The sequence below is a fragment of the Acetobacter garciniae genome (genome assembly GCF_017377735.1).
Classification (GTDB): domain Bacteria; phylum Pseudomonadota; class Alphaproteobacteria; order Acetobacterales; family Acetobacteraceae; genus Acetobacter; species Acetobacter garciniae.
In genome coordinates, this window is sequence record NZ_JAFVMH010000002.1 from 279,840 (window position 1) to 303,437 (window position 23,598).

The 23,598-nt window shown below is 63.7% G+C and carries 18 protein-coding genes; 12 read left to right on the top strand and 6 right to left on the bottom strand.

All coding sequences use genetic code 11. The features are described from left to right. Window position 1: 1 nt before the first annotated feature. On the top strand, window positions 2-403 hold the full coding sequence (gene folB, locus J2D77_RS05190; protein WP_207845240.1) for a dihydroneopterin aldolase: 402 nt from the start codon (window positions 2-4) through the stop codon (window positions 401-403). 274 nt (window positions 404-677) lie between these two features. Here the strand turns inward: folB and J2D77_RS05195 are convergent, their stop codons facing one another. Both J2D77_RS05195 and J2D77_RS05200 read right to left on the bottom strand, forming a co-directional pair. Then, window positions 678-1,895 carry a lipase family protein gene (locus J2D77_RS05195; RefSeq protein ID WP_207845241.1) on the bottom strand — a complete coding sequence of 406 codons (1,218 nt, stop codon included), beginning with the start codon at window positions 1,893-1,895 and terminating at the stop codon, window positions 678-680. A gap of 223 nt (window positions 1,896-2,118) precedes the next feature. Beyond that, on the bottom strand, window positions 2,119-2,448 hold the full coding sequence (locus tag J2D77_RS05200) for a TIGR02300 family protein (protein ID WP_207845242.1): 330 nt from the start codon (window positions 2,446-2,448) through the stop codon (window positions 2,119-2,121). A gap of 189 nt (window positions 2,449-2,637) precedes the next feature. On the opposite strand from J2D77_RS05200, the gene aroA reads away from it, so the two are divergent. The 3 genes from aroA to rpsA all read left to right on the top strand — a co-directional run bounded on the left by aroA (window position 2,638) and on the right by rpsA (window position 6,827). After that, complete coding sequence (gene aroA / locus J2D77_RS05205; protein WP_207845243.1) at window positions 2,638-4,038, top strand: 3-phosphoshikimate 1-carboxyvinyltransferase; 1,401 nt, start codon at window positions 2,638-2,640, stop codon at window positions 4,036-4,038. Further along, window positions 4,035-4,712 carry a (d)CMP kinase gene (locus J2D77_RS05210; RefSeq protein WP_207845244.1) on the top strand — a complete coding sequence of 226 codons (678 nt, stop codon included), beginning with the start codon at window positions 4,035-4,037 and terminating at the stop codon, window positions 4,710-4,712. The genes aroA and J2D77_RS05210 overlap by 4 nt, the downstream gene beginning before the upstream one ends. A 396-nt stretch (window positions 4,713-5,108) precedes the next feature. Beyond that, the gene (rpsA, locus tag J2D77_RS05215; RefSeq protein WP_207845245.1) at window positions 5,109-6,827 is read left to right on the top strand and encodes a 30S ribosomal protein S1; all 1,719 of its coding nucleotides are present in this window, start codon (window positions 5,109-5,111) and stop codon (window positions 6,825-6,827) included. Between the two features lie 207 nt (window positions 6,828-7,034). On the opposite strand, the gene rdgB is transcribed toward rpsA, so the two are convergent. Then, window positions 7,035-7,637 carry an RdgB/HAM1 family non-canonical purine NTP pyrophosphatase gene (rdgB, locus tag J2D77_RS05220; RefSeq protein ID WP_207845246.1) on the bottom strand — a complete coding sequence of 201 codons (603 nt, stop codon included), beginning with the start codon at window positions 7,635-7,637 and terminating at the stop codon, window positions 7,035-7,037. A gap of 1 nt (window position 7,638) precedes the next feature. Then, window positions 7,639-8,481 carry a ribonuclease PH gene (rph, locus tag J2D77_RS05225; RefSeq protein WP_207845247.1) on the bottom strand — a complete coding sequence of 281 codons (843 nt, stop codon included), beginning with the start codon at window positions 8,479-8,481 and terminating at the stop codon, window positions 7,639-7,641. A gap of 143 nt (window positions 8,482-8,624) precedes the next feature. On the opposite strand from rph, the gene hrcA reads away from it, so the two are divergent. The 8 genes from hrcA (at window position 8,625) to J2D77_RS05265 (ending at window position 18,299) form a co-directional block, all read left to right on the top strand. Next, the gene (gene hrcA, locus J2D77_RS05230) at window positions 8,625-9,707 is read left to right on the top strand and encodes a heat-inducible transcriptional repressor HrcA (protein ID WP_207845248.1); all 1,083 of its coding nucleotides are present in this window, start codon (window positions 8,625-8,627) and stop codon (window positions 9,705-9,707) included. Between the two features lie 109 nt (window positions 9,708-9,816). Further along, window positions 9,817-12,726, top strand: a complete 2,910-nt coding sequence (locus tag J2D77_RS05235) for a penicillin-binding protein 1A (RefSeq protein ID WP_407927082.1) — start codon at window positions 9,817-9,819, stop codon at window positions 12,724-12,726. A 56-nt stretch (window positions 12,727-12,782) separates the two neighbouring features. Further along, window positions 12,783-13,914 (top strand): peptide chain release factor 2 gene (gene prfB, locus J2D77_RS05240; protein WP_207845249.1). Its coding sequence is split into 2 segments (ribosomal slippage): window positions 12,783-12,851 and window positions 12,853-13,914, totalling 1,131 coding nucleotides; the frame shifts between segments, so codons are not numbered across the junction. A gap of 374 nt (window positions 13,915-14,288) precedes the next feature. Continuing rightward, entirely contained in the window at window positions 14,289-14,972 is a 684-nt protein-coding gene (locus J2D77_RS05245) for an energy transducer TonB (protein ID WP_207845250.1), read from the top strand. A 96-nt stretch (window positions 14,973-15,068) separates the two neighbouring features. Beyond that, on the top strand, window positions 15,069-16,115 hold the full coding sequence (locus tag J2D77_RS05250; RefSeq protein WP_207845251.1) for a MotA/TolQ/ExbB proton channel family protein: 1,047 nt from the start codon (window positions 15,069-15,071) through the stop codon (window positions 16,113-16,115). 2 nt (window positions 16,116-16,117) lie between these two features. Then, window positions 16,118-16,537 (top strand): ExbD/TolR family protein, encoded by a 420-nt coding sequence (locus tag J2D77_RS05255; protein WP_207845252.1) that lies wholly within the window; start codon window positions 16,118-16,120, stop codon window positions 16,535-16,537. A 64-nt stretch (window positions 16,538-16,601) separates the two neighbouring features. Further along, the gene (locus tag J2D77_RS05260; protein ID WP_207845253.1) at window positions 16,602-17,039 is read left to right on the top strand and encodes an ExbD/TolR family protein; all 438 of its coding nucleotides are present in this window, start codon (window positions 16,602-16,604) and stop codon (window positions 17,037-17,039) included. Between the two features lie 33 nt (window positions 17,040-17,072). Further along, window positions 17,073-18,299 carry a tetratricopeptide repeat protein gene (locus tag J2D77_RS05265; protein WP_207845254.1) on the top strand — a complete coding sequence of 409 codons (1,227 nt, stop codon included), beginning with the start codon at window positions 17,073-17,075 and terminating at the stop codon, window positions 18,297-18,299. A gap of 607 nt (window positions 18,300-18,906) precedes the next feature. On the opposite strand, the gene J2D77_RS05270 is transcribed toward J2D77_RS05265, so the two are convergent. Continuing rightward, window positions 18,907-20,379: an efflux transporter outer membrane subunit gene (locus J2D77_RS05270; protein WP_407927089.1), complete on the bottom strand. Its 1,473-nt coding sequence runs from the start codon at window positions 20,377-20,379 to the stop codon at window positions 18,907-18,909. 61 nt (window positions 20,380-20,440) lie between these two features. Continuing rightward, entirely contained in the window at window positions 20,441-23,596 is a 3,156-nt protein-coding gene (locus J2D77_RS05275) for an efflux RND transporter permease subunit (RefSeq protein ID WP_207845256.1), read from the bottom strand. Window positions 23,597-23,598: the final 2 nt, after the last annotated feature.

Genomic DNA, 23,598 nt, shown 5'->3' on the forward strand with positions numbered 1-23,598 from the left:
AATGGCCGTTTTTGCTCCCTGGGCGGAAGAACCGCCCCTGCGTTGCCTGTTCCTGAAAAACATGGTGCTGGACGCCAATATAGGCGTGTTCCCCCATGAACAGGGCGTGACACAGCGTATTCGCGTGTCTGTCCATTACGGGGTGGAAGACCGCACGGATCTTGAAATCGGCGCGGACGATCTCAGCCGCACGGTTTCGTACGAGCATGTCGTGGTCCTTGTGCGCAAGATCGTGCATGAAGGGCATGTCAGGCTGGTCGAAACCCTGGCCGAACGGATTGCCGCAGGCGTGCTGGCCGATGCACGGGTGCGGGTCGTGCGCGTACGCATTGAAAAGCTGGATGTGTTCGAGGAAATCGAGGCAGTCGGCGTGGAAATAGAACGCAGGCCCGTCCGGACCTGAGGTCCAGCCGATTCATCGATAAAGAAGAGATAAAAGTTTTTGGTGAAGCTTTTTTCAAAAAGCTTCAGAAACTGTCACCTTTTTGAAAAAAGGCGACACCCAGAAACTTTTCTGAATTCGCCCGGTAGGTGCAGGCCGTTTTTGCAAACGATCTCTGCCCCCAACGCTTCGGCGTGCCGCCCCGGCAGGCCTGCCCCGGGCCGATCGACGGATCGGGACCGGCCCGAATGACCGGGGCCTTATGGCCCACGGGCCGGCAGTGCTGGGCGCAGCCTTATTGCGGCGTGGGCGCGCAGCTTGGGGTTACGGGTTCATTGGCCATGACCGCCGTGGTGAAGGCTTCTGAATCCTTCAGCGATGCCAGCACGGTCTGCGAATGGTCCAGCCCCTTGTACAGATGGGCCTGCACCGTGGTGCCGGCCTGGCAGGCATCCTTGACCAGCAGCAACTGGCCCTGCGGGGCCACGTCCACATCCGCCGTGCCCGTCCCCACGAAAAGCGGGGCATTCAGCTTGAGCGTGGGGTAGGCCATGGCTTGCAACACGGGGGCAAGGGCGTGGCCAAGCCCGGGCTGGAAGGCGTTGGCGCGTGTCAGCCCATCCGCCTTGACGACATCAAGCAGGCCGGTAAGGCACATTTGCGACGCGGCCCCGAAGGCGTGCATCGCCTTGGGGGTAAAGGCCTCGGTGGGGCTGAAGGCGGGGTTCAGCCCGGCTTCGGATGCACCCATCAGCAGCGCATAGGCCACGATCGGATCGGGCTCGTCCTTGACAGATCCCTTGCCGGACCCTTTGCCGACGGGCTTGCCGGGGTCGGCCAGCAGCGCCTGGGCGATCTGCGGTGTCATGTAGGGGATACCGGTCGCCACCGTGCCGCGAATATCCAGTGTCGGGGCATAGGTCTGTGCGTAAGCAGCAGCGGCAAAGGCAGCCCCCGCCCCCTGCGACTGGCCAACGATCAGCACTTTCCTGTCCAGTTCAGGCAGGGCTTTCTGGGCCGCACGCACGCTGTCGAGCACGCTATAGGCTTCCGCCCGGGCGTTCAGGTAGGGGTGAACGCCCTCGCCCCCCAGACCCTGGTAATCCGTGGCCACGATCGCAAAACCCCGTTTCAGCCACGCACCCAGATAGGTGGCGTTGCGGGAAGAAGGCGGGTTGCGTGAGGGCGCGCAGGCCTGGGCAATGCCCACCGTGCCATGCGCCCAGGCCACGACCGGCCAGCCGCCTGCGGGGGCCGGGCCCGCGGGGTAGATGACCTCCCCCGTCACGGGCACAAGCCCGGTCCCGGTCACGCCGTTGGTGGACAGGTAGGAAATGCTCAGCGCCTTGCCCGCACCGGGAATGCTGTAGGCGGGGTCCAGCGGGGCGCTCTGGATCAGCGTGCCGGGCACGCTGGTGGCGTCCAGCCCTGTCTGGTCGGGCAGCGGGGCATCCTCGCACGCGGCGAGGGAGAGCAGGGCTACGGCACTCAGGATAGGGGGAAGGCATTTCATGATCGCGCGAGACTCCGGCCGACAGAACAGAAAAGGAAGGACACCACCATTTCCCGTCGCACTCCAGCCCTGTTTTTCAGCCCGAGGCCAGATGGCGGCGGCGCGGGGGAAAAGCAGGGCGTGCCCGGGCGTGCCGGCAGCATGATGCGGGCACAAAAAAACCCGCCGGGTGGCGGGCTTTCCTGTCGCGTCTCGTTATCTGTCACCTATGCGAAGGCGATGCTCAGGATTCGTGATCTTCCGAATCGGTATTCACGTCGATATCCGAGCTGATGTCGTCGTCATCGTCATCCAGGTCGGTGGCGTCTTCGAGCACGTCATCATCGTCATCATCGTCCGAGGTGTCGAGATCGATATCCTCTTCATTGGTCTTGACGGGTGCTGCCGGCACGGGGGTTGCGGCATAGCTGTCCATGCTCCGGCGCAGGCGCGGTACCAGGGCAGGCTGTTCCGTGCCGCATTTGGGGCACACAGCGGGAGAACGATGCAGGTCGTAAAAGCGGGCACCGCAGGAGACGCAGACGCGTTTGGTGCCGAGATCGGGCTGGGACATCTTGCTACCTGTCGATCCTGAACAGACATTGTAGGGGCAACGCCCCCGGACACGGACGATTCCAAAGGCTGCGCACATACGCGGGAATCGACCAGACTATAAGGCGACGCCAAATGCCACTGTGTTCGCGCTCCTGTCAAACCCGAGTTTGGGTCTGGCGTGTATTTTCTCCGCCACGCGGTGGGTTTTATGCGCCCCGGCGGATTGACTTGCACCGCCCAACGCCGGAATGAGAGGGGCATGACACACGCTCCCTCTTCCAGCGCACGCCCGTTGCGGGTCGTTCGTGCGACAGCGCCGCTTACCGGTACATTGCGCGTGCCGGGCGATAAATCCATCAGCCATCGCGCCCTCATGTTCGCCTCCCTCGCACGGGGGGAGACCCGTATTTCCGGCCTGCTGGAAGGGGAGGACGTGCTGTGCACGGCTGCGGCCATGCGCGCCCTGGGGGCCGATGCCGTGCGCGAGGGCGCAGGGTGCTGGCGGGTCAGCGGTCCGGGTATCGGCCAGTTGCGCGAACCCGACACCGTGCTGGACATGGGCAATTCCGGTACGGCGGCCCGTCTTCTGTCCGGTATCCTGGCCAGCCATGGCATGACATCGGTCATGACGGGGGATGCCAGCCTGCGCCGCCGACCCATGAAACGCGTCATGGACCCGCTGGCCCAGACCGGGGCCACGTTCCTTGCCCGTGAAGGCGGGCGCCTGCCCATGGCCATTCGCGGCCTGGCCGACCCCCATCCGCTGGATTACCGCCTGCCCGTGGCCTCCGCCCAGGTCAAGTCCGCCGTGCTGCTGGCCGGGTTGAATGCGGCGGGCCAGACCCGGGTGGAAGAACCCGTGGCCACGCGCGACCATACCGAAAACATGCTCCGCCATTTCGGGGCCACGGTCACGGTAACATCCACGCCGCAGGGCGGGCGCGTGATCGTGCTGGAAGGCCGCCCCGACCTGGTGGCGCGCGATATCGTCGTGCCGGGTGACCCGTCCTCGGCCGCGTTCCCGATCGTGGCGGCATTGCTGGTTCCCGGGTCGGATATCGTGATCGAAGGCGTGGGGCTGAACCCGCTGCGCACGGGGCTGTTCACCACCCTGCGCGACATGGGTGCCCAGCTTGAAATCAGCGGCGAACGTGTTGAAGGGGGCGAGCCCGTGGGCGATCTGCATGTGCGGGCCTCTGCCCTGCATGGGGTTACGGTCCCGGCCGAACGCGCACCGTCCATGATCGACGAATACCCGATTCTGGCAGTGGCCGCGGCACAGGCTGCCGGCGTGTCGCGCTTTTGCGGCGTGGAGGAACTGCGCGTGAAGGAAAGCGACCGCCTGGCGGCAACCGTGGCCCTGCTGGAAGCCAACGGCGTGCAAACCCGCGTGGAAGGGGACGACCTGATGGTGTTCGGTACAGCCGGTGCCGTGCCCGGTGGCGGGCTGGTGCAGACCCATATGGACCACCGCCTGGCCATGAGCGCATCCGTACTGGGACTGGTCGCGCAAAAGCCGGTGGCAATCGACGATACCGCGTTTATCGACACAAGCTTTCCCGGCTATCTGGACCTTATGAACACGCTGGGCGCGGGGTTTTCGGCATGAGCCCGGCCCCGGGCACCACGCCCCTGCGGGGCGGGCCGGTTATCGCGGTGGACGGGCCTGCGGCGGCGGGCAAGGGCACGCTCGCACGCCGCCTGGCCGAAGCTTTGGGCCTGCCCTATCTGGATACCGGCCTGCTGTACCGTGCCGTGGGCCGCATTGCGCTGGATGCCGGGCGCGATCCGGCCCAGCCCGCGCAGGATATCGCCCACGCCCTGCTGGCCACCGACCTGCAACGTCCCGACCTGCGCCTGCCCGAGGTCGCGCAGGCGGCCAGCAAGGTCGCGGCCCAGCCCGCCGTGCGCGCGGCCCTGGTCGAAACCCAACGCCGTTTCGCCCTCGATCGGGGGGCCGTGCTGGACGGGCGCGATATCGGCACCGCCATTTTTCCCGATGCGGATGTCAAGCTGTTCATTACCGCATCCCCCGCCACCCGGGCCCTGCGGCGCTTTCTGCAAATGGGGGGGGACAGCACCGCCCCGGATTGCGCCGCCCGCCTGCGCGAGATGGAAGAAGCCCTGCGCGCGCGCGACATGGCGGATGCCAGCCGCGAAGTCGCCCCCATGCGGGCGGCGGCCGATGCGCATGTGATCGAAACCGACACCATGAACGCCCAGGCCGTCCTGGCCGAAGCCTTGCGGATCGCGCAGGCGCGACTCGCGACCATCCGCGCCTAGCCCCGCCACCTGATCCCCTGCCGTGGCGGCCCGGCCGGCGCGCCATGGGGCCATGGGGCGCGGTTTGCCGCTCTATCAGGTGTGATCGGGGGCGAAAAAAGCGCTCCTGCGGGGTGGAACGCGATTGGGGGCGGGTCTGGGGCGTTCTTTTGCGGCCTGCCTGTCGGTTTGAGTTGACAAACCGGGCGTGCAGGGTCTCTGTGCAGAGCAGAGAACGGCCCGTGCAACAGGCTGGCTCGCCTGAATGCCTCATTCAGGATCATATCGTCTGGCCCGGTAACGCGGTCGCGGGGGATGGCTCCTGCGGCAAGCCCGGGCAAGCCGTGCCGCATTGCGGGGCGCAGGAACGCCCGGCCTGGCGTATGGTTCAGGCTGGCGCAAGGTTAACTGTTACACATGGCTTCAGCCACTACCCAGACCGCGGACCATTTCCGTGGCGAAGATTTTGCTACCCTCCTTGACGAAACCCTGGGCCGCGATTCCGGCTTTGACGGGTCCGTCGTTCGTGGCCGTGTCGTCCGCCTGACGGATGACTACGCGATTGTCGATGTCGGGCTTAAGAGCGAAGGCCGCGTGGCCCTGCGCGAATTCGCACCGGCCGGCGCCAAGCCCGAAGTCCAGCCCGGCGACGTGGTGGAACTGTATGTCGAACGGTACGAAGACCGTGACGGCAGCATTGTCCTGTCCCGCGAGAAGGCCCGCCGCGAGGAAGCCTGGACCAGCCTGGAAAAGGCGTTCGAGGCCAACCAGCGCGTGAACGGCACCATCTATGGCCGCGTCAAGGGTGGCTTTACCGTTGACCTGGGGGGCGCCATGGCGTTCCTGCCCGGCAGCCAGGTGGACATCCGCCCCGTGCGCGACGTCGGCCCGCTGATGGGTATGCCCCAGCCTTTCCAGATCCTGAAAATGGACCGTGCGCGTGGCAACATCGTTGTCTCCCGTCGTGCCGTGCTGGAAGAAACGCGCGCCGAACAGCGCAGCGAACTGATCCAGGGCCTGACCGAAGGCATGATCCTTGACGGCGTGGTCAAGAACATTACCGATTACGGTGCGTTCGTGGACCTGGGCGGCGTCGATGGCCTGCTGCACGTGACCGACATCGCCTGGAAGCGCATCAACCACCCGTCCGAAGCGTTGCAGATCGGCCAGCCCGTGCGCGTGCAGGTGATCCGCTTCAACCCGGATACGCAGCGTATTTCCCTGGGCATGAAGCAGCTCGAGGCCGATCCGTGGGAGAACGTGGCGCTCAAGTATCCGCCGGGTGCCCGCTTCTCCGGCCGCGTGACCAACATCACCGATTACGGCGCGTTCGTCGAGCTGGAACCGGGTGTCGAAGGTCTGGTGCACGTTTCCGAAATGTCCTGGACGAAGAAGAACGTCCACCCCGGCAAGATCGTCGCGACTTCCCAGGAAGTGGACGTGATGGTTCTGGACGTGGACAGTGCCAAACGTCGTATCTCGCTCGGTCTCAAGCAGGTTCAGCGCAACCCGTGGGAGCAGTTCGCCGAAGAGCACAAGGTGGGTTCCACCGTCGAAGGCGAAATTCGCAACATCACGGAATTCGGCCTGTTCATCGGCCTGTCCGCGGATATCGACGGCATGGTTCACATGTCCGACCTGTCCTGGGACGAAGCTGGCGAAGAAGCCATGAAGCACTTCGAAAAGGGCCAGGTCGTCAAGGCCAAGGTTCTGGACGTGGATGTGGAGAAAGAGCGTATCTCGCTCGGCATCAAGCAGCTTCAGGAAGACCCGGCAGCCGACGCGCTGGCCAGCATCCAGAAGGGCAGCATCGTGACCTGCATTGTCACGGCCGTTCAGGCCAATGGCATTGAAGTGAAGGTGGACGACGTTCTGAGCGGCTTTATCCGCCGCGCCGAACTGGCCCGTGACAAGGCCGAGCAGCGCCCCGAGCGCTTCGCCGTTGGCGAACGCGTGGATGCGAAGGTTGTCTCCGTCGATCGCACCGCCCGCAAGGTCGCCCTGACCATCAAGGGCCGCGAAGTGGAAGAAGACAAGCAGGCCATCAACGAATACGGTTCCGCCGATAGCGGTGCCTCCCTCGGTGATATCCTGGGTGCGGCCATCCGCCGCCGCAACACCGACGGCGAAGGCTGAAAAACAGCACGGGCCGGGGTTTGTTCCCGGCCCATGCCCAGCCTTGGTTGTTAAAAAAATGGCGCCCCAGATGGGCGCCATTTTTTGTGGTTGGAAACATCCTCAAAACGATAAAAAGTTTTTGGTGAAGCTTTTTTCAAAAAGCTTCAGGAAACGCCGCCTTTATGAAAAAAGGCGGCACCCAAAGACTTTTATCTCTTATCTCTTTTATTTTTCGAGGCAGGCGGTGCGGAAGGCGGCAAAGGCGCGGGCCCGGTGGCTGACGGCGTTTTTCTCGGCCTCGCTCATTTCCGCAAAGCTGCGGGTTTCCCCTTCGGGCTGGAAAATGGGATCATAGCCATGTCCCTCCGTCCCACGGGGTGGGTAGACAATTTCGCCATTGATCCGGCCTTCAAAACTCTGCGTGGCTCCGTCCGGGGTGGCCAGGCACAGCACGCAGACAAACCAGGCATCACGCTCGTCCGGGCCGATCCCTTCCTCGATCCGGGCCATGGCCCCCGCAAAGTCCTTGTCCGGCCCGGCCCAGCGGGCGGAATAAATGCCCGGCGCACCCCCCAGGGCCGATACGCACAGCCCGGAATCGTCCGCAAGGGCGGGCAGGTTCGCAGCCTTTGCCGCTGCCAGTGCCTTGATGGCGGCATTGCCCGCGAAACTGGTGGCGGTTTCCTCGGGTTCGGGCAGGCCCAGTTCCCCGGCGGAAACAACGGTAATACCGAACGGGGCCATGAGGGTGGCGAATTCCGCCAGCTTGCCGGCATTATGGGTTGCCAGCACCAGGCGGCTGCCGCGCGCGAGTTTGCAGGGGGGCATGTCAGGGGGTCTCCGCTTTTGTAATCGCCGCCATCTGGGCTTCGAACAGGTCCGTGCAGCCCTTGCGGGCCAGGGTGAACAGGCTCTCGAACGCATCATGCGTAAAGGGCGCAGTTTCCGCCGTGCCCTGAATTTCCACAATGCGGTTATCGGCCGTCAGCACGAAATTGGTATCGGCCGCGGCGGCGCTGTCTTCGGCATAATCCAGGTCCAGCACGGCCCCGGCCTGGGTCAGCCCGCAGGATACGGCGGCAACCTGACCGCGCAGGGGCAGGCGGGGCAGCACCCGGTTGGCGACCAGCTTGCCCAGGGCCAGGCGCAGCGCCACCCATGAACCGGTAATGGCCGCGCACCGCGTGCCGCCATCGGCGTTCAGCACGTCGCAATCCAGCGTAATGCAGATCTCGCCCAAAGCGTTCAGGTCAGTCACGGCGCGGAGCGAGCGGCCGATCAGGCGCTGGATTTCCTGCGTGCGGCCCGACTGCTTGCCCTTTGCCGCCTCACGCGCGCCGCGCATATGGGTCGCACGCGGCAGCATGCCGTATTCCGCCGTAACCCACCCGCTGCCCTTGCCCCGCAGGAAAGGCGGCACACGGTTTTCCACGCTGGCGGTGCACAGTACTTCCGTGCCGCCCAGGCGAATCAGTGCCGAGCCTTCCGCATGGCGTGAAAAACCTGTCTCGATCACGATGGGGCGCATCTGGTCGGGCTTGCGACCCGAAGGGCGAGCGGAGACCTGATCAGAGGAGGAACCAGCGGGGCGATCGGGCGCGCGGGTGGCGCGGGTGGGGCTGCCCGGCACATGGGCAAGCGGCTGGCCTGATGGGGACCCTGGTGGGGACATGGTGTATTCCTTGAGGTGGCGCGGCACGGGCACGCCGGTATAAAATGCCCCGCACACATAAAATGTTTGAGGCCGGAGCAAAACCGCGCATGAAAACGTAATAAGATGACACGGACCGACTGCACGAAGGGAGCCTTGTTGCCATGAAGCGTGGTTTGCTGCCAGCCAAAGCCGCCCTGCCGCCGGGACTGGATGCGCGTTCGGCAACCATCCTGCGTGAGATTGTGGAGGAATACGTGGCCAGCGGCGAACCCGTGGGCTCGCGCACGCTGGCGCGCAAGCTGGGCCAGCCGCTGTCCTCGGCCACCATCCGCACGGTCATGGCCTCGCTGACCGAGGCGGGGCTGCTGTTTTCGCCCCATACCTCGGCCGGTCGCCTGCCCACGGAAAAAGGCCTGCGCCTGTTCGTGGACGGGCTGTTGCAGTTCGGCTCCCTTTCGGAGGATGAGCAGAAGGTCATCGGTCATTCGCTGGAAGCGCGCGGGCGCTCCTTGCAGGATACGCTGGTCGAGGCATCGTCCCTGCTGGCGGGCATGTCGGATGCGGCGGGGCTGGTGGTCGCCCCCAAGGGCGAAGGCGGCATCAAGCATATCGAATTCGTGGCCCTGGGCAGCAACCGCGCGCTGGTTATCCTCATGGGTTCGGACGGCCATGTCGAAAACCGCGTGATCGAAACGCCCGTGGGCATGCCGCCTTCCGCCCTGGTGGAAGCGGCCAATTACCTGAACGCGCGCGCCATGGGGGCATCCCTGCCCGACCTGCGCACCCGCGTCAGCGCGGAAATGAAGGAAGACCGCACCGCGCTGGACGGCTTGGCGGCCGAGGTGGTGGAAAGCGGGCTGGCCATATGGAATGGCGGGCGCGAGGAAAGCGGGGGCACGCTGATCGTGCGCGGGCAGTCCCGCCTGCTGGCCGATGTCGACGGGCAGGAACGCCTGCTGGCCATCCAGACCCTGTTCGACCGGCTGGAAGCGCAGGAAACCATGCTGCGCCTGCTCGAACTGGTTGACAGTTCGCAGGGCGTGCGGATTTTCATCGGCGCGGAAAGCGGGCTGTTCGGGGCCACGGGCATGTCCGTGGTCATGGCCCCCGCCCGGAACGAGGCCAACCGGATCGTGGGGGCCATTGGCGTGATCGGCCCCACCCGCATCAATTACGGGCGCGTGGTGCCGGTGGTGGATTACACCGCACGCATCCTAGGCGAACTGATGGGCTCGACAGGGTGAACCACGCCCGTGCCCCAGTCGGAATGCCGCGTCGGAATTCCGCCACGATTATGGACACAATGCGCAAGATGAGGAAGACGACACGCCACGCCAATGGTAAAGGACCGGTATGACAAGCACTTCGCCTTCCGGTGATCAGGGTTCTTCCTCCAACCAAGACGATACAGCCTCCCCCCCCACCGGGTCTTCCACCTTGGGATCATCCGCCGGGGGCCGTTCGCCTATGGTGCCGCCAGACGAACCCCCACAGGAGCCCCCCCGGGAACCGCCGGAAGAACCGCCAAAGGAACCGCCCCAGGGCCCTGGCGAAGGGTCTTCGGGCGGGCATGCGGGCCCACCTGCGCTGCGGCGGCCGCGCTTTCGCTACTGGCGCAGTCTGCTGGGGGCGACCGCCGCGGTCATGCTGGTGGGGGCCACGGGTGGTGCTGTCGTGCTGTGGTCCCAGTATGAAGGGATTGTCGCCGACCTGCCCACCGTGGAGGGGCTGCGGTCTTACCAGCCCCCGGTGATGAGCCGCCTTTACGCGGGCGATGACCAGCTTGTGGCCGAACTGGCGAACGAACGCCGTATTTTCGTGCCCTACAGCGCCATTCCCGACAAGGTGAAGAACGCCTTTGTCGCGGCGGAGGACCAGAAGTTCTGGACCCACAAGGGCGTGGACCCCGCCGCCATTATCCGCGCGGGCCTGACCGACCTGACGCGCGGCAAGGGGCGCAGGCCGATCGGGGCCTCCACCATCACGCAGCAGGTCGCACGCATCATGCTGCTGGGCACCAATGCGGTGTCCTTCCGCCGCAAGGCCAAGGAAGCGTTCCTGGCCATGCGGATCGAGCAGGTGCTGCCCAAGGAGAAGATTCTAGAAATCTATCTCAACGAAATTTACCTGGGCAATGGCGCGTACGGTATCGGGGCGGCCGCGCAGACCTATTTCAACAAGCCGCTCGACCAGCTTGACGATGCCGAGGCGGCGTTCCTGGGGGCGCTGCCCAAATCGCCCACCAACTACAATCCCGAGCGCTTTCCCGACGCGGCACGCGGGCGGCGTAACTGGGTGCTCGAACGCATGGCCGATATCGGCTCGCTGTCTCAGGAGGCCGCCCGCACGGCGGAGGCCGAACCGCTGAGCACGCGCAGCTTCACCCGCCCCGGCCCCGCCCCGGGTGCCGAATGGTTTGCCGAGGAAGTGCGCCGCGAACTGCTGGAACGCTACGGCCAGGCCGCGACCATGCAGGGCGGGCTGGACGTGCATACCAGTCTCGACCTGCCGCTCCAGCGTTCGGCGCAGGCCATTCTGCGCCAGGGGCTCATGGCCTATGACCGCGCCAATCGGGGTTGGCAGGGGCCGGTCCACCACCTGCCCGGCATGGGGCCCGATACCGATCCCGCGCAATGGCAGCCTGCTTTGCGCAGTGTGCCAGCCCCCCTGGGCATGCTGGAACAATGGCGCCTGGCCGTGGTGCTGGACGCGGCAAAGGGTCGCGTGGGCTGGGTCGAAAGTAGCGTGGTCTGGCGTGGCGGGCAGAATGGTGATGCGGGTGGCCAGACGGGTGGCCAGATGGGCGGGCCGATGGGTGCGGCCCAGACGGGGCTTGTCCAGGCCCGCGACCTGTCCTGGGCGCAGCGCGCGCATGGCCTGCATAATGGCGATGTGGTGATGATCGAACCCCAGGCCGAAGGCAACCGCGTGGGGCTGATGCAGGTGCCGCTGGTGGAAGGGGCAGTGGTGACGCTGAACGCCCGCACCGGTCGCGTGCTGGCCCTGGTGGGCGGGTGGTCTTTCCAGGCATCCCAGTTCGACCGCGCCACGCAGGCCCTGCGCCAGCCCGGTTCATCCTTCAAGCCTTTCGTCTATCTGGACGCCATGGAACAGGGGGTTTCGCCGTCCCAGAAGTTCGAGGATTCGCCGGTGTCGTACGGCACCTGGCACCCCAACAACTATGAAAAGGATTTCTGGGGCCCCACCACCCTGCATGACGCACTGCGCGAATCGCGCAACCTGGTCACCATCCGCCTTGCGGCCCATCTGGGCATGAAGACCGTGGCCGATATGGCGGTCAAGCTGGGGCTGGTCGATTCCATGCCGCTGGTGCTGCCCGCGGCCCTGGGGGCCGTGGAAACCACGGTGCTGAAAGAAGCCGGGGCCTACGCGGCGCTTGCGGCGGGCGGGCGCAGGATCACGCCCACGCTGGTGGACGATATCCAGGACCGGGATGGCCGCGTGGTCTGGCGTTCTTCCGCCCTGTCCCTGGTGGCGGGGGCACCCGATGCCGGGCCGAACGGTGGGGCGGCGCCCTCAGGCGGTGCGCAACCCGCAGCACTTCAGCCCGGAACAGCACCGGCCGTGCCGCCCGGTGGCGGGGCACCTGCTTCCGTGGCTGCGGTCCCTCTCGGGCCTGACGACCTGCCGCAACTACGTGACGACCGGCCGCGCATTGCGTCCGAGGAAAGCACCTTCCAGATCACGACCATGCTGCAGGACGTTATCAAGCGTGGTACCGGTATCAAGGCGGGGGAAGGGATCGACGTTCCCATTGCGGGCAAGACCGGCACCAGCCAGAATTTCAACGATGCCTGGTTCGCGGGCTACACGCCCGATATCGTCACCGTCGTCTGGTTCGGCTTCGATACGCCCCATACGCTGGGCAAGAACGAGACCGGCGGGGCCATTGCGGGGCCGATCTGGAACAAGGTCATGAAAACCGCGCTGGTCGGCCACCCCCGGCTGGACTTTGTCGCCCCCCAGGGCGTTGTGCTGGTGCAGTACGATACGGGCCGGGGCGTGACGACCGACGCCTTCAAGGATGGCCAGATCGCGGGCGTGAGCGTGGCGCTGGCCAATGTCTCGCAGGAGCTGACGGCGGCCGATACGGGGGCTGAAAACATGCCCGATTCCGAAAGCGACATGGCCGCGGGGGCCGGCTCGCAGGATTCGGGGGGCGGGCATGACATCCCGCCCGGGGCCAACAGCGCATCTCCTGCGCCGTCCGGGGGTGACATCGGCATGGGCGGCCTTTATTGAAGGCCCGATGACGCGGCACCCCCGCCATTTTTCAAGATGTGATGGAGAACCGGCCCATGTCCGCCGAGACAGACGCCCTGAACGAACAGATCAAGCAGTCGGTGGCACTGCTGAGGAGGCATCTTTAACTGGGATGTCGCCCAAGACCGCCTGGCGGAACTGAACAACCGCGCCGAAGACCCCGACCTGTGGAACAATCCCGACGCCGCGCAGAAAATGATGCGCGAACGCACGCTGCTGGCCAACCAGCTCGAAGGTGTGCAGACGCTTGAATCCAATGTGCGCGACACGTGCGAGCTGATCGAACTGGCCGAGGCGGAAGGCGATGCCGATCTGGTCAAGGACGGCATGGTCGCCCTGCGTGACCTGGCGGAGGAAGCCAAGCGGCGCGAGACCGAAAGCCTGCTCTCGGGCGAGGCGGACAGCAACGACTGCTATGTGGAAGTCAACGCCGGCGCAGGCGGCACGGAAGCCCAGGACTGGGCCGAAATGCTGCTGCGCATGTACACCCGCTGGGCGGAAGCGCATAACTATAAGGTGACGCTGATCGAAAGTTCCGAAGGGGAACAGGCGGGGCTGAAATCCGCCACCATCCTGGTGTCCGGCCCCAACGCCTATGGCTGGCTCAAGACCGAGGCCGGTGTCCACCGTCTGGTGCGTATTTCGCCCTTCGATGCGGCGGCGCGGCGGCAGACCTCGTTCGCATCTGTCTGGGTCTATCCGGTCATCGACGATTCGATAGAGATCGAAATCAATGATTCGGACCTGAAAGTGGACACGTTCCGCGCATCGGGGGCCGGTGGGCAGCACGTCAACAAGACCGATTCCGCCATCCGCATCACCCATATTCCCACCGGGATCGTGGTGGCCTGCCAGACGGATCGTTCACAACACCGCAACCGTGCCACGGCCATGCAGATGCTGCGCGCACGCATGTATGAAGCGGAACTGCAAAAGCGTGAGGCCCAGGCCGCCGCGACCGAGGCCGCCAAGACCGATATCGGCTGGGGCCATCAGATCCGTTCTTACGTGCTGGCTCCTTATCAAATGGTCAAGGACCTGCGCACGGGGGTCGAAACCTCCAACCCCGATGGCGTGCTGGACGGGGACCTGGACGCCTTCATGGCCGCGGCTCTGGCCGGGCGCGTGGGGGCCACCCGTTCGGAAGCCAGTGCCAACGCGCAGTAAGGCCGCAGGCGGGCCGTACGGGGCCCCGAGATGTTAAGAATTAAAGGCAGTGATTGACTGCGGGGATCGAAAAAAGGCAGGCTTTACGGAGCCTGCTTTTTTTGCCACGGCAGGCTAGGCCAAGCCCGTGCGCGGGGCAAAAAACTATTTCGTGTCAAAAGTGTGCATAATCTCGAATTCGTTATGGAACCCGCACGATTATTCCGATACATTCTTGACATCTGCCGTTTCAGATTGCCCAATCGTACCCTGGAAAGATGAATTGCCGGTGGTTGCATTGCGGGACAGAGAGGGTTTCCTTTTTGTTGCTGTAGTGGAATAATGATTGCGGGTGTCGTCTGTTCAGGTGACCCTAACTAGGAGGGCTGACAAATATGATTGACCGAGAGCAGCAGCAAGGCTCGGCAAATTATTCTGTCCGAGTGAGCGCTGTTGTTAGCATTGGCGCGCTTCTGATTGTGCTTCTGCTGCACGGTCTGGGGATTCTTGGTCTGATTCGTGGAATGGGCGGCACTGGTGAAGCTCCGCCCGAACCCCCGCGACCACCAATCCAGACGCGTGTTCTGCCGCCGCCACCGCCGCCACCGCCACCCCCACCGCCGCCGCCTCCTCCGCCGGCCATGACGGCACCGCCACCGCCGTTCATCCCGCCGCCGCGGATCGAGATGCCGCCGCCGCCGAACCCGCCGATGAGGCATGTGTCGCATGAGCCCCCCAAGGAGCCCACGCCGCCTGCCACGCGCACCAACCCAGCCCCTCCCGGGCCGGAAGTGCCCGATACGTCAGCAGGGTCCGTGCCGATGAACAACGTGCAGCCGGTCTATCCGCCTGAAATGGAGGACGACAACGTTGAAGGGCGTGTGACACTGGTTTGCGACGTGGAAACAACAGGCAAGACCAGCAACTGTTCGGTGCAGTCGGTCTCGGGCGGTCAGGCCTTCGCCCGTTCGGCGCTCGACTATGTGCACCGGGCCCAGTATCAGCCCGCGGTGCGTAACGGTCAGCCCGTCAAAGAGCTGCACAAGGTTTACGTGATCAGGTTCCGGCTGGACAACTGATCTGGCAAACCGTCAGAACTGAACAAATTATCTATGGTGCCTGGTGCCGGGCAGTTTTCCCCGGACCAGGCTGCAGAAACGAGGATTTTGAGTGCGATGACCAGACTGTCCCGTTCTTCCGTTGCAGGCCTTGCCGTTCCCGCGCTTGTGCTTCTGATGAGCACGGCCGCGCCGGTGGCGGCTCTTGCGCAGGACGCTGCTCCGGCTGCCTCCGCCCCGGCCGCTCCCGCCCCTGACGCCGCGGCCCCTGCTCCCGCTCCGGCAGCCGCACCCGACGCGTCTGCTCCTGCGGCTCCTGCGCCTGACGCATCTGCGCCTGCCGCTCCTGCACCCGATGCAGCGGCTCCCGCTCCGGCAGCCCCGGCGGCCGACGCCAGCGCACCCGCACCCTCCGACGCACCCGCGAAGGAAGAAGGCAATCCCTACGGCCTGGGCGCTCTGTGGTCGAATGGTGATATCATTGCACGTGGCGTGCTCGTGATCATGCTCATCATGTCGCTGGGCACCTGGTTCATCATGATCACGAAGTTCATCGAGCAGGCCCGCCTGTTCGCCGCCGGCAAGGAAGCCGTCAAGAACTTCTGGACCAAGCACAGCATCCAGGAAGGCGCGTCCGCCCTGGCCACGACGTCTCCGTTCCGTTACATCGCCGATACGGGTATTGTCGCGGCTGACCACCACGAAGGCACGATGCAGGAATCCATCGACCTGCATAGCTGGACCTCCATGTCCATCCAGCGCGCTGTCAACAACATCCAGAACAGCCTCCAGAAGGGCCTGGCCTTCCTGGGCACCGTGGGTTCGACCTCTCCGTTCATCGGTCTGTTCGGCACGGTCTGGGGTATCTATCACGCGCTGACCGCCATCGGCATCGCAGGCCAGGCATCGATCGACAAGGTTGCCGGTCCGGTCGGTGAATCGCTGATCATGACCGCCATCGGTCTGGCCACCGCCGTTCCCGCCGTTCTGGGCTACAACCTGCTGGTGCGCCGCAACAAGGGTGCGATGGACCAGGTCCGTGACTTCGCGGACGATCTGCAGAACATCCTGATCGGTGGCGTGCGCCATGGCGCGAACAGCGGCATCGTGGTGCGTCCCGACGCTTCCCCCACCACCATCACCACTTCTGAACGGGTAGGCTGAACATGGGTATGCAAGTTGGCGGCGATAGCGGGGAAGACGACGTCGTCTCCGCCATCAACACGACGCCACTTGTTGACGTCATGCTGGTGCTGCTGATCATCTTCCTGATCACCATTCCGGTGGCAACGCATTCAGTGAAGGTGAGCCTGCCGAAAGACAGGAGCCAGGCCACAAAGACACAGGTCAACAATGTGGTGTTGGCGATCACGCCGGACGGGCGGGTATGGTGGGATCAGACCCCCATGGCCGACCGGGCGGATCTGGCAAGCCATCTGGACAAGATTGCCGTCCAGACACCGCAGCCGCAGATCCAGATCCGTGGCGACGCCAAGGTGCGGTATGAAGCTGTAGGCCGTGTGGTGGCCGCCTGCCAGGAAGCGGGCATCTACCACATCGACTTCATTACCGAGAAACCAAAATAGGCAGAGGACCGGTGCCGCGTATCGCGCGGCACCACCTTCCTGGCTGAAAAGAGAGTGACAGACCATGGGTATGAATGTCGGGTCGGACAGCACGACGGAAGACGAAGGCATTGTCGACATCAACACGACGCCGTTGATCGACGTCATGCTGGTGCTGCTGATCATGCTGATCATCACCATCCCGCTGCAGACGCAATCCGTCGCTATTGACCTGCCGCAGGGCAACCCGCCGCCGCCGACGGTCGAAGTGCCTGTCGTGACGCTGGCGGTTGATTTTGACAACAGCCTGACATGGAACGGCCAGCCCATCGCATCCGAGGACGAGCTGCAAAGCCGCCTGCAGGGGATCGCGCAGGGGCCGGAAGACATGCGGCCTGAATTCCATCTTCAGCCGAACAGGCTTGCCGATTATAAAACCGTGATTCATGTCATGTCCGATGCCCAGAGACTTGGCGTGACAAAAATTGGTATTGTTGGGCAGGAACAGTTTGCTTCACCGTAAGCAACAACTAGGCAACAACAAGGTTTGGTAAAAATGGCTTCTCGTTTTTTGCGCTGTGTCCTGTTTGCCGGAGTGGCGCTGACGTGCATGCAGCCACTCGCGCACGCGGCGGATACGTTGAAACCCGACGTCGCCAAGGCGTTGCAGCAGGCTCAGACCGCCCTGGCGGCGCACAAGTTTGCTCAGGCACAGGATGCGGTTCACGCGGCGGAGGCCGTAAAAGGCAAAACCGACTACGACGACTACGTCATCAACCAGATGGGTGCGGCTGTGGCGACCCAGGCGGGCGACATGCCTGGGGCGGTTGCCGCGTATGAAAAGCTGGTGGCGTCCCCCCGCACGCCGGCTGCCATGAAAACCCAGATGCTGATGTCCGAAGCGACAATGGCTTATACCGCCAAGGATTATCCCAAGGCGATTGCCGCGATCGAACGGTACACGAAAGCGGCCGGTCCCAACCCGCAGATGAATGTCCTGCTGGTGCAGTGTTATTACCTGCAAAAGGACTATGCCGGGACCATTAAGGCGCTCAATCCTCTTATTGCGGCGGATATCGCAGCGGGCCGCAAGCCTGCCGAATCCATGTTGCAGATGCTCGCTGCCAGCGCGACGGCGTTGAAAGATCCTTCAACCTCCTCACACGCTTATGTGCTGCTGGCCAAATATTACCCCAAGAAAGAATACTGGGCCCTGCTCCTGCATGATCTGGTGACCAACACCAAGATCCCGCCTGCCTTGCAGCTTGATGTCTACCGTATCCGCCTGGCGGTCGGGGACACGTTGCAGACCCGCGATTTCATGGAAATGACCGAAATCGCCATGCAGATGCGCATGCCCCAGCTTGCCCTTGACCTGATGAACCAGGGCTATGCGGCAGGCGTGCTGGGCCAGGGTGCCGAAGCACCGCGCCAGGCCAAGCTGAAAGCCATGGTCGCCCAGGCCGCCACCGACCGGAAAGCGGCGCTCGCAGCCGATACCAAGTCGGCCCAGGCGGAAAGCAAGGGCGATGAACTGCTGTTGGTCGGCTACAATGCCGTGACGTTTGGCGACACGGCCAACGGCCTTGACCTCATGCACCAGGCCATCGCCAAAGGTGTGGCCGATCCGGGCGTTGCCACGCTGCATCTCGGCCTGGCTGAAATGCAGGGCGGCAAGACGCAGGATGCGATCAAGACGCTGCAAGCCGTGCCTTCAAGCAGCAGCGCTTACGATATTGCCCAGCTTTGGGTTCTGAAACTGACACAGCCCCCGGCCAAATAAGGCCGATCTGGTTCAGCAAGGTTAAAAAAGGTCGCTTTCGGGCGGCCTTTTTTATTGCCCCATGGTGGCAGGGCCATACAGATATCTCGGCTTATCGGCTTATCGGCTTATCGGCTTATCCCACCACTGCCGGGTGAGGGGCAGCGCGCATTGCCAGATATTTGCAGGGTAGCGAATACATCCGGGCAACCATGGGCCGGAGGGAGGTGCCGTTGCCGGGCAATGGGATGCGTTTGATCGTCGGAGATGGAGGGGGCTTGTTATCGGACCCTCACCGGGCGTGGATTGTATGGACCGCTCGCGCGCTGCATCCTTGGGCACGCTTTCCGGCGGTGCAAGACTGTTTCAAGACAAACGATCTGATAGATAGGAATAAAAGTTTTTGGGTGTCGCCTTTTTTCAAAAAGGTGACGTTCTCTGAAGCTTTTTTTGAAAAAAGCTTCACCAAAAACTTCTCTCTATTTAAGGGATATTTTTGACGCGGCGTCTGGGGGATACTCGCCCCCGGGCATGGGCTGCGGAGGCGGGTGGGCCCGTGGGGCATTTCCGCCTTCGCAGCCTTATGCTGTGTACTGCCTCTTGCGAGGCCGTGTGTTCAGTCTGCCGTTTATGCCGGTTTGCTTGTTGCTGGGGTAGCAGTGGTGACGGCCGGGGCCGTGTGTTCGTTCCAGCCGCCGCCCAATGCGCGGTAGATGGTGATCAGGTTCTGGTATTTCGCCACGGCGATTGTAATCTGGTTCTGCTGCGCTTGCAGGAAGTAGCGTTGTGAATCCAGCGTCGTCAGGTAGGAATCCGTGCCTGCGTCAAAGCGCAGCCGTGCCAGGCGATACGCATCCCCCGCCGAGGTGACCAGGGCGTCGGCCTGCTGTTTTTCGTCCAGATAGGCCTTGCGGCTGGCCAGCGCGTCCGCCACTTCGCGGAAAGCGCCTTGGACGGTTTTCTCATACGCGGCGATCTTGCCGTCGCGCCGGGCCTTCGAGGCATGCAGGTTGCCGCTGTTTTCGCCCCAGTTCCAGATCGGAATCTGAAAGGACGGGTTCAGCCCCCAGGTCGTGGCGGCGGAGGTGAACAGCTTGTGGAATTGCAGGCTCGAAACCCCGTCTGTCGCGGTCAGCGTGATGCGCGGGAAAAAGGCCGCCCGCGCAGCCCCGATATCGGCCTGGGCCGCCAGCAGGTTGTGTTCCGCGGCAATGATATCGGGCCTGTGTTCCAGCACGTCGGACGGCACGCCCGCGGGCAGGTCGGCCAGGATCGTCTGTTCCCCCAGCGAGCGCGGCGGCGGCAGGTCGGCGGGGATGGGCGCGCCGATCAGCAGGGTGATCAGGTTTTCATCCTGCGCGATTTTCTGCTGGGCATTGGTGCGCAGTGTCGCACTCTGTTCAACCTGCGTTTCCGCCTGGCGCACGCTCAGCAGGTTGCCTTCGCCGTGGCGATAGGTTTCCTCGATCAGGCGCAAATTGTCCTGCTGGTTGGCCAGGGTGGTTTCGGCCAGGGCCAGCGTTTCGCGATCACCCAGCCAGGTGACATAGGCCGTGGCCACCTGCGAAACCACGCTGATCATCGTGCTGCGCAGGGTCGCGATCTGTGCAAATGCGCTTTCGGCGGATTCCCGCGTCAGGGAACGGATCCGGCCGAACAGGTCGATCTCGTAGGATGAAAAGCCGATACCGCCCTGATAATAACGGAACGGATCGCGCGCCATGCCGGTACCGGTGCTGCTGGTGTCCAGCCCCGGCGCAAAGCTCAGCCCTGCCGCGTCGGACGGCGCCTGATACATGGGGCCGCCTGTCGCGCCGATCTTGGGGAAAAGTCCCGAATGCTGGATATCGTAGGCACCCTGGGCCTCGGCCACACTGGCAATGGCCGAACGCAGGTCGCGGTTTTCGCGCAGCGCAATGGTAATCAGCGCCTGCAGGCGCGGGTCGGTAAAGAAGTCCCGCCAGCCCAGGTCGTACGCCTTGGTGCTGGCAGTGGCCGACCCGGTCGTCTGGTAAGCGGGCCAGGTCGTCGCCAGCGGCGGGTGCGGGCGGTGATATGTCGGGATCATGGTGCAGGCCGCCAGTACCTGGGTTGCGGCCATGCCCAGAAGCACGCGCCTGAAGCCACGCGCCCGGAGGGGGGAAAACGAAAAAACCATGATCTCAGTCATTTCCGGTTGAAGGCTGTGACGACGTGGAAAGGCCGGTCCGCTCGCTCAGGCGCTTGACACGGAACAGGCGCAGCACCGCAACGAAGAATACCGGCACGAAATAGACCGCAAGGAACGTAGCCGACGCCATGCCGCCCACGACCGCCGTGCCAATGGCCTGGCGCGAAGCCGAGCCCGCCCCACTGGCCACGGCCAGCGGGAACACGCCCACCACAAAGGCGATGGAGGTCATGAGAATGGGCCGCAGGCGTTCGCGTGCCGCCGTCAGCACTGCCTCTTCCAGCGAATTGCCCCGCTCGAACCCCATCTTGGCGAATTCCACGATCAGGATAGCGTTTTTCACCGCAAGCCCGACGGTGGTCAGCAGCCCGACCTGGAAGTAGACGTCGTTGTTCATGCTGCGGCCCAGCGTGGCGGCAATCGCGCCAAGAACGCCCAGCGGTATGACCAGCATGACCGCAAGCGGTATGGCCCAGCTTTCATACAGGGCGGCCAGGCACAGCAGGATGACAATGCCCGCAAGACCGTAGAGCGGACCGGTGGAGGAGCCGGACGAAATTTCTTCGAACGACAGGCCGGTCCATTCATAGCCAATGCCCGTGGGCAGCTTGGCCAGGATGGCCTTGATGGCGGCCAGCGCATCGCCCGAACTGTAGCCAACCGCAGGCTGGCCCAGGATTTCGTAGGAATTCAGGCCGTTATAATCCTCGACCTTCTGCGGGCCGCTGATCCAGTTGCCGCTGATGAAGGCGTTGAGCGGGGTCAGCGTATTGGCCGCGTTGCGGATATACCATTTGCCCAGGTCCTGCGGCAGCATGCGCGAGTCCGCATTGCCCTGCACATAGACCTGTTTCACACGGTCTTCGCGCGTGAACTGGTTGACATAGATCGAGCCCAGTGCCCCTTCGATGGTGGTGTTGATATCGTTGATCGTAATGCCCAGCGCATTGGCCTTTTCACGGTCGATATCGAGGTGGTACTGGCTTGCATCCTCCATGCCGTTGGGGCGCACGGCCAGCAGGCGCGGGTCCTTGCTGGCCATGCCCAGCACCATGTTGCGGGCTTCAAGCAGTTTCTGGTGGCCCAGATGCCCGCGATCCTCCAGTTCCAGGTCGAAGCCGGTCGCGTTGCCCAGTTCCAGCACGGCGGGCGGGTTGATGGCGAAAATCTGCGCGCGCGGGTCGAACCAGAAATGCATCATGATCCGCATGGCAATGGCCGAGGATGTCTGCGACGGCTTGGGCCGCAGCTTCCAGTCCTTGAGCCGCACGAAGAACGCGCCCGAATTCTGGCCCTGCCCCGCGAAGTTAAAGCCGTTGACCGCCAGCACGGATTCGATCATCCCCGGTTCGCTTTTGAGAATGTAATCCGTGATCTCGCGGTTCAGGGCCGATGTCTGCTCGCGCGGGGTGTTGGGGGGCAGGGTGATCTGCCCGAAAATAAGGCCCTGGTCCTCATCGGGCAGAAAGCCGCTGGGCAGGCGCGTGAACAGGAACACCGCCAGGGCCGAGATGACCGCAAACCCAAGGAGGGAGATAATCTCGCGGTGGATCAGGAACCGCACGCCGCGCAGGTAGCCCCCGGTCAGCCGCGCGAAGTTGCGGTTGAACCAGCCGGCCGGGCCTGTGGTCTTTTCATGCGTTCCGGGCTTGAGCATGGTGGCGCACAAAGCAGGGGTCAGCACCATGGCCACCAGCACCGACAGCCACATGGCCGAGACGATGGTGACAGAGAACTGCCGGTAGATCACGCCCACCGAACCCGAAAACGCCGCCATGGGCAGGAACACGGCCGAAAGCACGAGCACGATGCCCACAAGGGCGCCCGAAATTTCATCCATCGAGACACGGGCCGCGTCGGCGGGGGAGAGTTTTTTCTCCGTCATGACGCGTTCGACGTTTTCCACAACCACGATGGCGTCATCCACCAGCAGGCCCACGGCCAGCACCATGGCCAGCATGGTCAGCGTGTTGATGGAATAGCCGAACAGTTCCAGCAGCCCGAACGTGCCCAGCAGCACCACCGGCACGGCAATGGTCGGGATCAGCGTTGCGCGGAAATTCTGCAAGAACACCAGCATGACCAGGAACACCAGCCCGATGGCTTCGAGCAGGGTCTGCACCACGTCCTCGATCGACAGGGTGATGAAGGGTTCCGTATCCAGCGGATAGACGGTCTTCAGCCCCGGCGGGTAGAACTGTTCCAGTTCATGAATGCGCTGGCGCACGGCGGCTTCGGTCGCAAGCTGGTTTGCACCAGGTGCAAGCTTGAGCGCCATGGCCGATGCAGGCTGGTTGTTATAGAAGGACTCCGTGTTGTAGGTCTGCGGTCCCAGTTCCACCTTGGCGATATCGCTGATCCGCACCTGCGAGCCATCGGGCTGGACCTTGAGGAGGATTTTTTCGAACTCCTCGGGCCTGGTCAGCCGGGTCGGGCCGATAATGGTCGCATCCAGCTTGATCCCCTTGTTGGCGGGCAGGCCCCCAAGTTCACCCGACGACACCTGGATGTTCTGGGTCTGGATGGCGGCCACCACGTCGTTCATGGTCAGGCTGTAGCTGAACAGCTTGTCGGGGTTGATCCAGATCCGCATCGCGTATTCCGAACCGAACAGCGTATGGTCGCCAACGCCGGTCACGCGGCTGAGCGGATCGGAAATGTTGGAGGCCACGTAATCCGCGATGTCGTTGCCCGACATGCTGCCGTCGGTCGAGATAAAGGCCGCCACCAGCATGAAGTTTTTCACGGCCTTGGTAATGCTCAGGCCCTGGGCGGTGACTTCCTGCGGCAGTTTGGGCTGGGCAAGCTGGAGCTTGTTCTGCACCTGCACCTGCGCGATATCGGGGTTGGTCCCCTGCGCGAAGGTCAGGTCGATTTCCATCTGTCCCGACGCGTAGGACTGCGACGAAATATATTCCAGATGGTCCAGGCCGAACATCTGCTGCAAAATCGGGCGCACGACCGTGTCATTGACCGTATCGGCCGAAGCCCCGGGATAGGTCACGGTAATGGCGATCTGCGGCGGGGCGATGGAGGGGTACTGCGCAATGGGCAGCCGGAACACGGACAGCCCGCCCACCAGCATGATGATAAGGCTGACAACCCACGCAAAAATGGGCCGGTCGATAAAAAAGCGGGAAAGAGACATGG